This is a genomic window from Acetobacterium wieringae (assembly GCF_001766835.1).
GTDB classification, from domain to species: Bacteria; Bacillota; Clostridia; order Eubacteriales; family Eubacteriaceae; genus Acetobacterium; species Acetobacterium wieringae.
Genome location: NZ_LKEU01000014.1, coordinates 89,782 through 105,867, shown reverse-complemented (window position 1 = coordinate 105,867; position 16,086 = coordinate 89,782). Strand labels below are relative to the sequence as shown.

The following is a 16,086-nucleotide window of genomic DNA, read 5'->3' as shown; positions in this document are numbered from 1 at the left end:
GTTTTTGCAAACAAAAAAGAAATCAACAAAAGCTGATTTCTTTTTTTCTGACAATGAGACCGTCTCCGGCTCGTTTTATTCGGTTACAAAAAATACGGATTCCGGGTTGATCTCGATCTCGTATGGTTGCGCTTGATCAAATAGACGATCCCGCTCTTCTCTGCTGATCTCCGCCTGAAGATGATAATCATCCAGGCTTTTGGCTGGGGAGCCAATTTTTAGATATAGCGAGGTTCGAAATGGGCCATCACTTTCATCGGCGATATACACCTTGAAGCAATTAGTCCCGGAATATTCTGATGTATTCACAAACTTAACCTGATTGGCCCGAATCCCCATATAGCCGGATTCCGCTGCAATTTTCATGGTGGTTTGCATCGTTACACCCCATTTTGGAATATCCAACAGGTAATCAGAGCAGCGGCGGGCCTTGATTAGATTTTTGCAGCCGGTAATTTTAGCCGTTTCCAACGAGGCCGGATGCTTGAAAATCACGTCTTTGTGTCCCAATACTTCCAGCTTCCCGGTATTAAAGATGGCGATATGGTCAGCCAGCCGGTAGGCTTCCTCGCGGTTGTGGGTGACAAACAGGGTTAATCCCGTAAATTCTTTCAGTGATTCGACCATTTCTTTCATCATGTGATTTCTAAGATGGACATCGAGTGCTGAAAAAGGTTCATCCAGCAAAAGAATATCCGGTTCAACTGCCACTGCTCTGGCCAGCGCTACCCGCTGCTGCTGCCCCCCGGATATTTGAGTCGGGTAGCGATTACCAATATCACCCAAATGATACTTTTCCATTAACGCATCGACACGTCGTTTTTTTTCATTTTTCGGCAAATGATCCAAGCCAAAGGCAATATTCTGAACCACCGTCATGTTGGGAAAGAGGGCATAATTCTGAAAGAGAAACCCCACCTTTCTTGCTCCCATCGATAAATTGATTTTTTTTTGCGAATCAAAAAAGGTTTTTCCATTAATGATAATCTGGCCTTGATCGGGTTTCACCAATCCAGCGATACACCGCAAAAGCATGCTTTTGCCAGACCCGGAGGCACCTAGAATACCGATGATCTCTTCCTCCGATTGGAGTTTTACTGCCAGCTGAAAATCGTATAAATTCTTTTTTATGTCAATCATAAACGCCATCGATTAACCTCCAAAGCCCCGTTGCTGTTTCTTTTTGCGACTCTCCCAATAATTATTGATCACCAGCACCGTTAACGAAATGGCAAAGATAATCAGCACCCAGATCAACGCTACCTGCATCTCGCCACCTTGGGTGGCAAAATAAATGGCAATGGGAATGGTTTCCGTTTTTCCGGGAATACTGCCAGCCACCATCAGGGTTGCTCCAAATTCGCCGAGACAGCGGGCAAAGGTCAGGGCGGTCGCTGCGGCGATTCCCGGCCGGGCTACCGGGACGGCGACCCGCCAGAATACCTTGACTTCTGAGGCGCCCAGGGTTCTGGCGGCACTGAGAATATTGGGATCAATCTGTTCAAAGGCACCCATGGTGGTTTTATACATCAATGGAAATGCGACCACCACCGCCGCAATTACGGCAGCATACCAGGAAAAAATAATGTTGACTCCAAATATTTCTAAGAAATTGCCAATTGGTCCATTCTTGCCAATTAACAGTAAAATCCCAAACCCGGCGACAGTTGGCGGTAAAACCAACGGAAGGGTTAAAATGCCATCGATCAGGCCCTTCCAGCGACCATTATAATTGGTCATCAGCCAGGCAATCACCAGCCCCAGAAAAAAGACAATGGCCGTGGCGGTCAAGGTAACTTTGATTGAAATCCATGCTGGCGAAAAATCGAACCCCATTCTAACTTCTCCCTCTACTTCTTGCTGGCATCCACATAAAACTGTGCGATGATGCGGGCAAATGATCACTACTGATGGCTCTCACCAGTTTCTTTATAAAATCGTAAAACCGTATTTCTCAAATACTGCTTTTGCTGCATCGCTGCTTAAATAGGTTACAAATGCCACTGCCGCATCATTATTTTTACTGGCTTTTACAACGCCAGCCGGATAAATAATCGCTTTATGAGAATCAGCCGGAGCAGTGGCTGCGATCTTGACATTACTTGATGCCCGAGCATCGGTTGAATAGACAACACCGGCATCGACATTTGCTGTTTCGACCCAGGTTAGGACTTCTTTAACATCCTTCCCATAAATAATTTTACTCTGAATCTGTTCCATTATATTATAAAAATTAAATACGTCAACTGCATATTGACCAACTGGCACACTACTTGGTTCACCGATCCCAATTTTTGTAATCGCTGGATCGACCAATTGATCAAAACTGGTGATGGTGGCGGTTGAGTCTTTTGGCACGACCAGAACAACTTCATTTCCCAATAGATTCTTGATCGTATCGTCATTCATCAATTGGGCATCTTTTAATGTTGTCATATCTTTAGCTGATGCGGACATAAAGACATCCACTTCTGCACCCTGCTGAATCTGCTGAGCCAGCGATCCCGACGAACCAAAATTAAGCGTCAAGGTGGTTTCCGGTGACTCTTCTAAATACAGACTCTGAATTTCGGTCATGGCCTCCTTTAAGCTGGCCGCCGCAGAAATAGTCAGTGCTACCGGTTCTGATTTCTTTTCCTCCTTGGCTGCAGGCTGACAACCAGCCAGGGCAAAAATCAAAGACATGAAAACAACCAGAACAAGACCTCTTTTTAACAACTTCATCTCATTTCTCCTTTTCACTTTTTTCATTATGTTTTGTTATGTTTTGATGTTTTCCATTATACAAAACAGAATTGTCCGAGTCAAATGATTATTCTGTATTTTTCATGTACATTCACATCCTGTTTTTTCTTTAATTAACTGTAAATGGGCATTTTAATCCTTTAATATTCGCCCAGGATTGGTTATAATAGATGTAACCATGGATTTGTGAGGAACTTATTACTTCCTGGACTGGCTTAATTTCAAAATTTTCAGAAGTTTTCCAAACTCACAATTAGTCAATCGATACATAACAAAAGGAGGCGATCATCGTGAATGACGAACTTTTATACACCCCAGAAGAAATCAGCCAAAAACTAAAGATTACCAAGAATACGGTTTACGAGATGGTCAAACGGGGGGATCTTGAAGCCCATCGCCTGGGCAAGCATCTGCGCATTTCCCAGTCCCAGTTCGATAATTATTTACTCAAATCAAAGGGTTCCGCCAATCAGTATCAGGGCACGGTGTTTATGGAAGGTGATGATCAATTTGTCAAAATTGATGATGTCAATATCCATGTTCACACCGATTTAACCGGAGCGGTTAAGCTTTCAATCCGACCGGAGGATATCATTCTCAGTCTTGAACCATTTACCAGCAGCGCCCGAAATATTTTTAAAGGGCAGGTGGTGGATCTGATTGATAATGCTGATGGCGTCAAAGTTATTTTAGACATCGGGATTCCAATCATGTCCCTGATTACCAGAAAATCGCTGGAAAACATGAAGATCAGCAAGGGCTGTGAGCTCTATGCGGTTTTTAAAACGATGTCGATTACTGTCTATAAATAGTTGATGCTGGTCTGATAATAATTCCGGCACTGCCCAGCAAATCATTGCAAAATAAAAACGGCTTACGCCGTTTTTATTTTGCCTTCGATATTTCTGCGATTTCAGCAGCGATCTGCGGTGGTAAAAATCCGCAATAGCCATCTAATGCCGCCAGATCGCCCTGTTCCATCAAGGGGTCTTCGATGGCTCGGATTCTTATCGTATCCGGCTTGCAACCATCGTGCTGGGCGATGGCCGCAGCCAGCTTTTCGCCGATTCCGCCGCTGCGGATGCCCTCTTCCAAAACATAAACAAGCCTGGGCTGACCAATCAGCGACAGAATTTTTTCGCTATTTAGAGGATAAACCTGAATCAGCTTGATTAGGCGAATCCGGTGGTTCGCTTTTAATAATTGGACTGCTTCATAGACATTTTTTGTGATACGGCCATAGGTGACCATCACAATTTCCGGATCTCCCTGGTTGCGCCCTGTGTCATCAAAGTCCTGATAACAAAACTCGCCGCAAAGATTAAAACCGCTGCGATCGTATTGCTGCTGGGCGCCTTTGGGATAGCGGATGATCGCCAGCTTCGGCGCTTCAAAACAGGTCGCAAAACTCTGCTTCATTTCATCGTAGGTCTCCGGACTGTAGATTTCAATTCCCGGGATGGTAGACAGATAAGAACAATCATAAATTCCCTGATGGGTAATGCCATCGCCGGGTACCAGTCCACACCGATCCAGAGCCATAATCAGCGGCAACTTCTGAATGGCCGCATCATGAATCAGTTGATCATAGACTCGTTGGACAAAGGTTGAATAAATGGCGCATACTGGCGTTTTCCCATTGGCTGAGAGACCGGCAGCGAAGGTGACGGCGTGTTCTTCGGCAATCCCGACATCATAAAAACGCCGGGGATGGGTCAGGCTGAAATGATCCAGTCCGGTGCCCCCAGTCATCGCTGCGGTAATCGCACAAATAGAATCGTCCGCGTTGGCCGCCGCCACCATTATTTTTCCAAACTGAGCCGAAAAACTATCTTCAGATGCTTTTTTTTCAATCCCCTTAACCTGGTCGAAGGGACCCGATGAGTGATACATTTCCGGATGTTCTTCGGCATGGACATAGCCCTTTCCCTTGACGGTATGAACATGAACCAGACAGCAGTTGGTTTTACTTTTGGCTTCGCTCAGTACCGATTCCAATTTTTTAAGATCACAACCATCAACCGGCCCCAAATAATCCAGGCCCAGATGTTCAAAAAAATTCTCGGCAACCACCCGTTTTTTAATGTGTTTTTTTAGTTTACGGGTGCCTTCAATCAGACCATCGCCGATGGTGGGGATCTTGTGTAACAACGACTGTGTCTGGTGTTTTAAATTGAAATAATTCTGACTGTTTCTAATTTTTGATAAGTAATTCGAAAGTCCGCCGACATTTTCTGAAATTGACATCTCATTGTCGTTAAGAATTATAATCAGTCGCAGATTTTTTTTATTACAATTATTCAGCGCTTCATATATCATCCCATTGGTAAACGAGCCATCGCCGACAACCGCAATGACATAATTCTCCTTGCCATCCAGCTGATTGGCCATCGCCAGACCCAGGGCAGCTGAAATCGAGGTGCCACTGTGACCAGCGCCAAAAGCGTCTTTATCGCTTTCTTTGCGATTGGTAAAACCGGAAATCCCATTCCACTGCCGCAAGCTGCTAAAGACCTGCTGTCGACCGGTTAACAATTTATGGGTATAACACTGGTGCCCGACATCAAATACAATTTGATCTTCCGGGTTATTGAAAACCCGATGAATGGCCAATGTTGTTTCAACAATACCCAGATTGGAAGCCAGATGCCCACCATTTTTTGATACCGTTTCTAAAATTCGATTCCGTAACTCCCCGGCCAGATTTTTAAGCTCGGCATCAGACAGGCCGATTAAATCCTGGGGAGACAAAATATTTTCTAATAAAGTCAATTTGAATCCTTTCACCGTTTCTTCCCTTTCATCGATTATAAAAAGGAATCATCGTAACACTTGCCATTAATTAAGCATTTTTTTAAGGTCAACACCTTCGTTTTCAATCATACCACATTATGCGATACTTTTCTTTAATCCACTTGATTCTGCTCGCTGATCAAGATTTCAAAGTCCTTAACCGAAAGCGGCTTCGAAAAATAATACCCTTGTATTTCATGACAATTATTTTCTTTTAAAAACAAAAACTGTTCGTGCGTTTCAACGCCCTCGGCAATCACGTGGAGTTCCAATTGGGCCGCCAGATTCAGAATTGTCTTGGCAATGCTGCCGCTATCATTTTCCGGATAATCTTTAATAAACTCCCGGTCAATTTTCAGTTTGTCAAAATTCAGATTCTGCAGATATTTCAGCGATGAATAGCCGGTGCCAAAGTCATCAATGGCAACCTTGACCCCCAATGCTTTGATCTGCTCCAATTGGCTGCCGGTTCCAACCATATTTTCTACCAGAATTCCTTCAGTAATCTCAATTTCCAATAATTCTGCGGGCATTTGATATTTTTCCAGCAGTTCCTTGATGATTTTAGGCAGATCTGATTTTTTAAATTGGACTGGAGACAGGTTAACGGCCACTCCTAGAGGTTCATTGGTCAGCTGTTGCCATTTTTGGTTTTGCCGAATGGCTTCTTCCAAAACCCAATTTCCGATGGGAATGATTAAATTTGTCCTTTCGGCGACGGGTATAAAGTCCCCCGGGCTGACCTGACCGAGATTTTTGTTATGCCACCGCAGCAATGCTTCACTGGCAATAATGGCTCTGCTTCCGACCTGAACCTGAGGTTGATAATTTAAACTGAGCTCATTGTTTTCCAGAGCACTTCGCAGCTCTGTTTCCAGTTTCAGATTATTGAGATAGTTTTCGCGGATTTCTTTTTCATAGAAAACATAGGTATTATCGCCGGTTTGTAGCGCATAATTTTTGGCAATATTTGCGTATTCAATCAGTTTTTCAAGATCAGCGCTGTCATCCTGAAAAACGGCGATTCCAATTGACACATTTAAGTAAACCTTCTCGGTATCAATTTCGATCGGTTCTCTGATATAGGTTATCATTTTATTCATTAAATGTCCCATTTCCAGCTTATCATTGCTGTTGATACGGGCCATTATAAACTGGTCTTTGTGCAGAATTCCCAGTAGATCCGTAGCGCTCAAAAAAGTCTGAATCCGCCGGGAAACTTCATTGATTAAAATGGCACCTGATTTTTTTCCCAAATTATCATACAGCGCATTAAAATTTGTAACCTGAAGCACCACGACAGCCATCCGATCAATCTGCTTGATGTATTCCCGGACTTTCATTTCAAAAAGCACCTGGGTAGGTAACCCGGTGGCTTCGTCATAATGTTTAATTTTATTGATGGCCTCTTCGGTAATTCTGACACTGGTTAAATCTTCAAAAACTTCCAGAAAATTACTGAGAGTATTGCTTTTTCGATCAAACATTTTTGAGATCGAAATATATTTGGGATAAGTGGTGCCGTCTTTTCGTTGATCGGTAATTTCACCCTGCCAGTTTCCTTCTTCATTAACGGTCTCCCAGATTTTGCTGTAGATCTCCCGAAGCTTTTTAGCTGTTTTTAAATCAATGGGCTTTTTACCCAAGGCTTCACCTTCGGAATAGCCAGTGATGGTCGAAAATGCCTTATTAACATAAACAATCTGCATGTCGGCATCCATGATCATAATCCCTTCCTTGGCATTTTTAAAAATGCCATCGGTTATTTTTTCCCAGGATCTGGCTTCTTTCCTGATCAGCAACAACCATGAAACAATCACACTGATAATACATAAAACCAGAATCAACAAAACGGCAATGAGCACAATGGTTCGGTTATCCTCATTGGTGAAAACCCCCAGTACATCCAGGGGTGCAGCCCCAACTAACACCCAATGCAGGTTTTGATAGCCTTTTAAGGGATAGATCGGAGTGTAAAAATACAGGTCTCTGCCGTCATCATAATAACCGCTGCCTTTGTTTAGGATAGCCTGCCAGATTTCCGGATTTTCCTGGCTGAATGAGATCCCTTGCTGATCACCATACATAAAGGAAAAATCCTTGTCGCTGTTTTCACTAAGCAGATAGTAGCCTTCATTATTTAACAGCAGTATTTTCATGTCCATATTGCTTTTGGAATCATTTTCGATCTGATCCAGCATATTCTTAGCCAGATAGTTTAACACCAGAATTCCCTGACGTTCGTTTTTATCGTTGAACACCAGCCGCACCAGCCGCATCAGTGGCTTAAGTGGTGTTTCAACAACGCCACTTTTCATGCTTAAATCCATCGGTGAAATATAAATTTCGCCGGGATTAAGCTTGATCCCTTCCTGAAAATAGGTCTGATCGCCCTTATATTCCAGCTCACTGTCTGCCACTGCTGTGGTACCATTTTCGACCTCATTGACCCGAACTTTTTCGTAGCCATCGACACCGATAAACCGGATGGAATCATAGATTTTTTGTTGGTCATCATATTGGAAAAGATCCGTTTCAATTCGTTCTGAACATTGGCATCCGTCATATTGCCCACATAAGCTCTGATCTCACTGGAATTTAAAATAATGTTTCCATCTGACTTGATATCTTCAAAAATTGAATTGACGTTGACGCCAACAATTTCGCTGTTATTTAACTGTCTGATTTTAATGATATTTTTACCATTTTCGATATTGATGTTGATAAAAATCCCGGCAAAAATGGTCACAATCAGAAGTCCCGGCACAAAGATCATCAGAAAATTCGTAAGCATTTGTTTTATTCGTTTATTCTTGGAATCCATCATGACTGTCCTTTCGATTTTTGTGATAATCGTTTCTTTGCCATTCATTATACTAAACTCGCAGAAGTGTTGCAATCAAATACCCATCCACTTAAAATCAATTTATAACACAAAGACAAACCACCACCGGGCAAAGTAGACCAGTGGTGGTTTGTTTTGTTTTATAATATTTTGATACGCAATCGGTTTAACGTTAGACAATTGGTGAATCAATGATCACCGGCTTATTCTTTACCCCCGTATCGCCTACCGCTTGACATCTTAAATTCATTTCATGAACATCGGCCGTTTCGAATAGTGAGATTTTTTTAATCACTTTTACCCAGATCACTGCGTAGGCAATCAGGATTGCAAACAGACCGAAGAATATTTTATAGACCAGCAATCGGGTGTCACCTTCGGCAATATGCCAGATCATATAGATGTTACCAACAATACATAGCAGCTGGGGAATCCCAAAGAAGGTCAGCTTTTTATTACGGCCAGGCATATCCGGGTATTTTCTTCGCAGGACCAACACTGAAATATTGACCAGAATATAGGATGCCAACCAGAAACATGAGGCCGCCAATAAAATTGTGGCTAAACCGGAAGACTGGGTAAAGCCGGTAATTAGCATTGCCAGGTCACCGACAAAAATCAGTACCAGCCCGGCCACCGGGATTTGATGTTTATTCTTTTTGGCAAATACCTTCGGCATCATCTCATCCTGGGCCATTCCCGATAATATTTTACTGACACTGCCCAGAACTGTATTGGCGGTACTGATTCCAGCCAGCAAGGTCACAATCCCCATCCAGTAGACACCAAATTGACCCAGTAGATTTTCTGCAAATAACATATGCGGCATTTCTGAGCTAGCCAGGGCTTCCATGGTAACATAATGGGTCATCCCAATCCCAAGCATGGCCTGAACTCCAAACAGCAATAATAGACCAAGAATCATTGACAGGGTTACATCACGTTTGGGATTCTTTAAATCCTTGGCGATGGGAATAACAAATTCAATGCCAATGAATAACCAGAATGCCAAAGCGGCCAGCGATGCATAGCCGCTGATCCCGGTTACCGGCGCTGGTGTTTGCTGGGCGGCGGTAATTACGGTTCCCGTTCCCAGATTAAAAAAGCTGATAATCCCCAGGGCAATCAATGAACCGATCAGTAATACAACCACAACATTTTGAACCTTGGCAAAAATATCGACCCCATTATAATTGACCATAAATAAAATTGCCAATAACACCACGCTGAGGACCGGGGCTGGAATCATTGGTAGGAAAATCTGATTGATTACCATTCCACACATTGCCATTTCCACCGATGACGCCAAAATCATGGTAATCACATAGGCGGAAAGGTTTGAAATAATGGATGCCACCGGGCCGAGTCCCGCCAGCGTATATTGTCCAAGACCCCCTTCCACCTCTGGCATGATGGCATGAAGCTCACCAAATGTCAGCGAAAGCATCACATTTAAAAAAAGTACAATTCCTAACGAGATGATAAACCCGGAACCTGCCAAACCCATTCCCTGACCAAGTAAAAGCAAACAACTGGTTGCTACAATCAGACCAACACAGACTGATACCGCAGAGCCTAATCCCAATTTTTTCTGATTTTCCATAATAATCTCCTTCTTAATTTTTTTTGACACCTTATTCGTCATTGAAAAAGTGTCCCGATGGTGTGTTTTTTAAAATAAAAAGATGCCCAAACATCCTTTTGGATATCTGAGCACCTTTGCCCCCATTATTATTCAACTAATACAATCCACAACACACAAAAAATTCCGAGTTATATTTTTCATTATTTCCTGAAAAAAACGCCTACAAGTAAGCTCATTTCTGCGAAAATAAAAAGACAAAACAATTGATTTCCTAAAAAGAAATCAGACTGCTTTGTCTTTCTGATCTTACTATACTCTATTTCATCCTGATCTTATTGTAAAAATCGGAACACTTTGAAATTTTATCCCATTATTCTTCAATTGGAATAATAATCTGGGCAATTTCCCGGCCTTTTCCTCTGACAAAGGTGACTGTAAGACTTTCACTCTCCGTTTCCAGAGCATAGGCAATGCTTGCCGCACAACTCCCACCAATGGGCGTTTCCTGAATCATCCGCTTGGGATCCTTTATATTATAAGTCTCCAGCTCGTTACCCGCATCATCGCTAACCATAAAATCCCCTTGTGCCAAAAAGAAATCCATATTGTTTCGCTTTTCATAGCTGATATTTTCATAACTATAGTCAAGAAAGATAACCGCTTGGGGATTCGATTTGGAATTAGCATCTCTTTGTGGCGTTGTTCTGGCTCCGTTGATGGTCACACTGTAATCGCCATTGGCTGTGGTTATGACAAAGGGCTCATTTAATACCATTTCCGGCAGTTTTTTAGCGACAATGGGCTCCCTTTGCGCCGTAAAATAGTCGACAATGCCGCAACCTGAAAGTCCAAAGACTGTCAGAACAAAAAACAAAAGTATTATCCCCAGCTTTTTCATCTCCGACCTCCGTATGGTTAAATTATAGCCGTACTGTAAAAAGAAGGCAAGGATAATTATCGTTGACCTGATGGACTTTCAATCTTTACGTCGCTCCCGCAGAATTATATCTGCATTGGCGTATCACCAAAATACTGTTTCCAGAGTCGCAGCAAATCACTGATCATCCGGATGCCAACTGCCGAAATCAGCACAATTTCGGTCGTTTCAACCGCTTCGTCCCATCGCTTCAGGCTCGCCAAGTCACTGACGCCACACACTTCAAAAATGCCCTGATCTGTTTTGACAAAGCCTTTGAGCCGATGGGTGCAAAATTTTATCTCATCTAAAAACTTCTCGAAGGCTTGATAGTCAAGCACCGCATCGGTTCTTAAAACACAGGCCTGCGGACGGCTTTCCCAGGTATTTGTCGACCTACTGTTTTGGCTGCTTTGACTGCTCATCGTCATGACCAACTCAGCCAGGGGTACTTGGCAAAAGGACGCCTGATAAATTTCTGTTGTCGGGTTAATTGTCGCAATTTTTTGTGCAATCTCTTGAAGCGTTTCCGGATTTTGGAGATCGGCTTTATTGATAATAACCTTACTGGCATAAATGATCTGTTTTTCCAGTGCCGCAATCACGTCGAACTGTTTGAGAAAGAAGCGTCCGTCGACAATACAGATGGATCCCAGATAGTCATAAGATTTACCGGTGATTTTAGTCACCATTTCAAGAATGATCCCCATATTGGCAGGATCAGCAACCCCAGAGGATTCCACAAAGACGATTTCCAGTTCATGATTTAAAAACTCAGCCAGTCCGTTGATAAAGTTTTCTTTTAAGCAGGCGCAAAAAACCGAACCATTGTTCAATTCAATTAGATCAAAATTTTCGTTTTTGATCAACTGTCCATCAATCCCGATCTCACCAAACTCGTTCATCAGAACCCCAATTTTTCGGCCTTGGTATTCGTTTAAAAGCTTTTTTAACAAGGTTGTTTTTCCCGCTCCCAAAAATCCTGTCAATAAAATCAGCTTCATTCCATTGCTCCTTATTATTTAAAAGACTGAAGCAGCCTGTGCTTCAGTCCTGTTTTTCCTTATTTGTTTCCAACGGATCCGATTTGGCCGGCACGAAATGCCTTGCTGTATTTTCGGCAATGTTTGTCCTGTCCCAGCAGGGCATAGGTGGCAAATATGGTTTCTCTCATCTCCCGGTTCAGCGGGTCCATCACGGCTGAATCCATGCCAGCCTGAATGGCAAAGGCCATGGCGGTTTTATTGATCAAGCCCCGCACCGGTAAACCAAACGAAATATTACTGATGGCTCCGGTGACATGGATGGTCGGAAATAGCGCCTTAATCGATCTGATTTCCTCGGCAAAATTCAGCATTGAGTTATTTTCCGTTGACAGGGCCATAACACAGGGATCGATATGAATCCGATCCGGGGTAATGCCATATTTGTCAGCTTTTTCGACCATAATTTTGGTAATGTCCAACTTTGTTTCAAGATTATTAGGAATCCCCCGATCATCGCAGGTCAAGCCGACCACTTCCCAGGTGTTGCCAGCCATTAGCGGCAGCAGGACGTCGCATTTATCGCCTTCTTCCGAGATCGAGTTAAGCATTCCCGGTTTATTGGCATATTTAAACACGGCTTCAATCACCCGGGGATTCGGACTATCAATACACAGCGGCGTATCCGTTACATCCTGAACAACATCGATTAACCATTTCAGGGTTTCAACCTCATATTCCGGCGCAGTACTGGCGCAGACATCAATAAAATGAGCCCCCGCTGCTGTCTGCTTAACTGCGCGATCGGCAATAAATGCAGCATCACGATTTTCGATGGCCGTCTTCACTGCCGGGATGCTGCCATTGATCTTTTCTCCAATGATAATCATATACTGCTCCTATTCCCAACCCTGACAAATTTTGATACCTTCAGCCGCATTCGTCGTAAAGGCGTCGGCACCCACCAATGTACAGGACTCTTTGGTCACCGGATTTCCCCCAATAATAATTTTTGAATCGACCCCTGCTTCTTTTAAAGCGTCGACCGTATCCTTCATGGAATCAATCGCAAGGGTTAAGACTCCACTCATGCCGATAATTTGCGGTTTTATTTCTTGAGCTTTGGTCACAAAGGTTTCAACCTTAACATCAATGCCCATATCCACCACTTCAAATCCTGCTGCTTCGGCCATGCTTCTGAAAATATTTTTACCAATATCATGCAAATCCCCTTGGACGGTTCCCAAGAGAATCGTTCCCATTACTTTGGTGTCGCCACTTCCCAGGGATGGTTTTAAAACGTTGATGGCTTCGGTCAGCAATTCGCCCGCAAAAATCAGATCACCAACAAAATACTCACCATTTTCAAAAAGATCGCCAACAATTGCCATCCCCGCCTGACAGGCAGCAACCGCTTCAAGTGCTTCTGATTCCGATGGATTGGTCGCCGCAAACTCTTTTAACAGATCCATTACCAGACCATCTTCCAAGTCACCCAGGGCCTGTGTCAATTCATTTAAATTTAACATTCTATTCTTTATTCGTCCTCGCTATCGACTCGTGGACTTCTCTCCTTATTTTTTTCTGTTCACATTTTAATTAATACTTTGTTTTGCCTGCTGTCATATCGATCCAAACCGGCAAAGAATATATTGCTATAAGTATTGACCAACGACTTCAATTAATTCCTGCTTACTGGGGATCATTGAGGACCACTTCAGTTCGCCATTAATATAGGCCGATGGCAGATGCTGGACGCCCATTTTTTTAGTCCGGGCAATATCCACTTTATTGGTGTATTTATATTCTTTAATCTCAACCTGATCCCCGAATTCTTCTTCGGCCAACAGGATGCCCTTGACCATGTAGGTGCAAGCCGCACAGGTCGCCGAATCCAGAGTAAAGATTTCAATCAGCGGTTTTTCCAGGTTTTCATAATCTGGCAGTTCCACGGGGATATCTTCATCAACGGCTTCATAGTTTTCAATCATCTTGCGAACGGTTTCGGTTTGCTTAATCGCCTGGACAGTGGCCACGGTATTGTCGATGGGTACATTATAAGGCATATCGCAACCGGGGCTGACAATCAGATTATGGTGATCAATGTTATCCAGCATGTCGACAATATATTTCATATTGTCCTGTTGATTACCAAACAGCAGGGTGGTAGTCAGGGGGATATTTCCGCCAATGGTGATATTGTAGTGATCGGTAATTTTCTTGGCTTCATAGATATTGACATTCTCATCAATCGAAATCCCGTCTGGATTGGTGCGGCACATCACATCCATCTGAACGGTGGCATCACCGCAAACAAAGAAACTGCTTAATGCCCCTTTGCTGCGGATAAAATCAAAGGCCACCTGAAAGGGTTCCATAAACAGGGCTTCAATTGATTTTGGTGAAATCTGACTAATTAGCGGATCGACCAGAGCAATCACATCCATCCCGGCTTCAATATAATAACTCGACATGGCATTGCAGACCTCCACGCAGAAGCCCACCAGTTCTTTAACAAACTCCGGATACATGACGATATCCATAAAAAACTCACTGCCACGGATATGTGAAGCAAGGGTAACCGGTCCACAGATCAAACCATAGAGGGCGGTGTCCTCCCCTACTGCCGCTTTAACCCGTTTCATCACATCAACCACCATCGGAATACGACCGTCCGTTATTTTAGGAATCTTGCATTTACAGGGCACCGTCAGTTCCCCGGCATAGGGATGACTCATTACCGACGGCGGATTATCTTCGGCCCATAACAACTCGCAGCCGAGGATTTCGGCTTCAATTTGCAGATCAAAAATCACTGGCATCCCGTCGGGGGTATATAGCTTATGAACTTCCATTAATGACTCAAATAATTTATCACCGTCAGTCAGTACTTCCCGGGCAGTATAGCCTTTTAGAAAGCCAGCATGGACACCACTAAAGGGCACCCAGGGTACCTCATTAACAGTTTCGTGTCTTAACGTCTTTAAAATCAGATCTTTTCCCATTTCTTTACCTCATTATTGTTTTCTCTCGTTTATTTTTTAATTACCTTACTTTCCTGCGTTCTTTTTCGATGATCATCATGGTTTCGGCTACCTACACTTACGTCTTAATGGTCAATGGATAACGGGTCGGGATCTGTCCGCCAACTGACAAGAATTACCGAAACCAACATCAGCCCAGCCCCGACAATGGTGTTGCCATTATAGGGCTCACCGTATAATACCACTCCCAGTATCAGGGTAACCACGGCCTCAAAAGCGATGATCAATGCGGTTTGGCTGGAGCCAATTCGCTTGATGGCAAAGGTAACCATCTGTAGTACAAAAATAGTAATCGCCCCTAATGCCACAGTCAGGAGAAACCCTTTGGCCGATGGTATCAAAAATTCCGAGTTGTCGGAAAAAAGCCAACCCTGAATTCCAAAAAAGACGGCGCAAAGCCCTCCCAGATAAAAGATAATCACCCGGTTTTCCAGGGTTTTCAGACTGCTTTGCTGGAGACTGACCAGATAAATGCCATAGGCCAGACCTGAGCCCAAAGCCAATACACTCCCCCAGTTGACAAGATCGAGACTAAAGTTCATCAGAAAAATAATTCCGATGATGGCAATGGCCAGGGCAATCATTTTTATCCGATTGGGTTTTTCTTTAAAAATCAAAGCCATCATCATCACCACAAAAAGTGGATAGGAGAAGTACAGCATCGTGGCCAATCCCATTGGTAGATAATTAAAGGCCTGGGCCAATAAAAAGGTGGATCCACCATAGCCGACTGCCGAAAAAGCAACTAACTCGACAGCTTGTTTTTTTGTAACCCTGATCCGTTCCTTCTTGATGATAAAGGCCAGTCCCAGAATGATAAACACAACGGCATACCGATAAAATAAAATTGTGGTGGCATCCCATCCATCCAGCATCAGAGCCTTGGTTAATACCGGAATGAGTCCTGCCGCCAATGCGGCAGCCATGGCCGCAATGATTCCCATTGACATAATTGCCTCATTTTTCTTACTTCATATTTATAAAAAGCACTCCTGACTCAGAGTGCTGAGGTTGTTGATAAACTACCGTACCGACCAATTGTTAATCTGTTGTTCGCTGCGGAATCGGACAGGCTATGCCATGTCCGCTCCGATGCGTACAACATGATGTAACAATTGTCGGTACTGGGTTTTCTTTTTGACAGTCTAAGCTCTCCTGAGTCAGGGTGCTTTTCT

13 protein-coding genes are annotated in these 16,086 nt (G+C 43.4%); 1 reads left to right on the top strand and 12 read right to left on the bottom strand.

Annotated elements, in window-relative coordinates:
• Positions 1-75: 75 nt before the first annotated feature.
• From ACWI_RS03305 to modA, 3 genes are all read right to left on the bottom strand, one after another.
• Entirely contained in the window at positions 76-1,149 is a 1,074-nt protein-coding gene (locus ACWI_RS03305; protein WP_070370004.1) for a sulfate/molybdate ABC transporter ATP-binding protein, read from the bottom strand.
• A 3-nt stretch (positions 1,150-1,152) separates the two neighbouring features.
• On the bottom strand, positions 1,153-1,836 hold the full coding sequence (gene modB, locus ACWI_RS03300) for a molybdate ABC transporter permease subunit (RefSeq protein WP_070370003.1): 684 nt from the start codon (positions 1,834-1,836) through the stop codon (positions 1,153-1,155).
• Positions 1,837-1,929: 93 nt separating this feature from the next.
• Positions 1,930-2,724, bottom strand: coding sequence for a molybdate ABC transporter substrate-binding protein (modA, locus tag ACWI_RS03295; protein WP_070370002.1), 795 nt, complete (start codon positions 2,722-2,724; stop codon positions 1,930-1,932).
• Positions 2,725-3,035: 311 nt separating this feature from the next.
• On the opposite strand from modA, the gene ACWI_RS03290 reads away from it, so the two are divergent.
• Positions 3,036-3,557, top strand: a complete 522-nt coding sequence (locus tag ACWI_RS03290; RefSeq protein WP_070370001.1) for a helix-turn-helix domain-containing protein — start codon at positions 3,036-3,038, stop codon at positions 3,555-3,557.
• 73 nt (positions 3,558-3,630) lie between these two features.
• On the opposite strand, the gene dxs is transcribed toward ACWI_RS03290, so the two are convergent.
• The 9 genes from dxs to ACWI_RS03240 form a co-directional block, all read right to left on the bottom strand.
• Positions 3,631-5,532: a 1-deoxy-D-xylulose-5-phosphate synthase gene (gene dxs / locus ACWI_RS03285; protein WP_175440887.1), complete on the bottom strand. Its 1,902-nt coding sequence runs from the start codon at positions 5,530-5,532 to the stop codon at positions 3,631-3,633.
• Positions 5,533-5,651: 119 nt separating this feature from the next.
• Positions 5,652-8,018, bottom strand: a complete 2,367-nt coding sequence (locus ACWI_RS03280; RefSeq protein ID WP_423230183.1) for a putative bifunctional diguanylate cyclase/phosphodiesterase — start codon at positions 8,016-8,018, stop codon at positions 5,652-5,654.
• 537 nt (positions 8,019-8,555) lie between these two features.
• Positions 8,556-9,986 (bottom strand): APC family permease, encoded by a 1,431-nt coding sequence (locus ACWI_RS03270; protein WP_084633463.1) that lies wholly within the window; start codon positions 9,984-9,986, stop codon positions 8,556-8,558.
• A 352-nt stretch (positions 9,987-10,338) separates the two neighbouring features.
• Entirely contained in the window at positions 10,339-10,866 is a 528-nt protein-coding gene (locus ACWI_RS03265) for a hypothetical protein (RefSeq protein WP_070369997.1), read from the bottom strand.
• Between the two features lie 104 nt (positions 10,867-10,970).
• A complete protein-coding gene (locus ACWI_RS03260) occupies positions 10,971-11,888 on the bottom strand; it encodes a CobW family GTP-binding protein (protein ID WP_070369996.1) in 918 nt (305 codons plus the stop codon).
• A gap of 59 nt (positions 11,889-11,947) precedes the next feature.
• Entirely contained in the window at positions 11,948-12,757 is an 810-nt protein-coding gene (locus tag ACWI_RS03255) for a methyltetrahydrofolate cobalamin methyltransferase (protein WP_070369995.1), read from the bottom strand.
• 9 nt (positions 12,758-12,766) lie between these two features.
• Positions 12,767-13,396: a cobalamin B12-binding domain-containing protein gene (locus ACWI_RS03250; protein WP_070369994.1), complete on the bottom strand. Its 630-nt coding sequence runs from the start codon at positions 13,394-13,396 to the stop codon at positions 12,767-12,769.
• 126 nt (positions 13,397-13,522) lie between these two features.
• A complete protein-coding gene (locus ACWI_RS03245; RefSeq protein ID WP_070369993.1) occupies positions 13,523-14,872 on the bottom strand; it encodes a uroporphyrinogen decarboxylase family protein in 1,350 nt (449 codons plus the stop codon).
• Between the two features lie 104 nt (positions 14,873-14,976).
• Positions 14,977-15,861 (bottom strand): DMT family transporter, encoded by an 885-nt coding sequence (locus tag ACWI_RS03240; RefSeq protein WP_070369992.1) that lies wholly within the window; start codon positions 15,859-15,861, stop codon positions 14,977-14,979.
• Positions 15,862-16,086 lie beyond the last annotated feature (225 nt).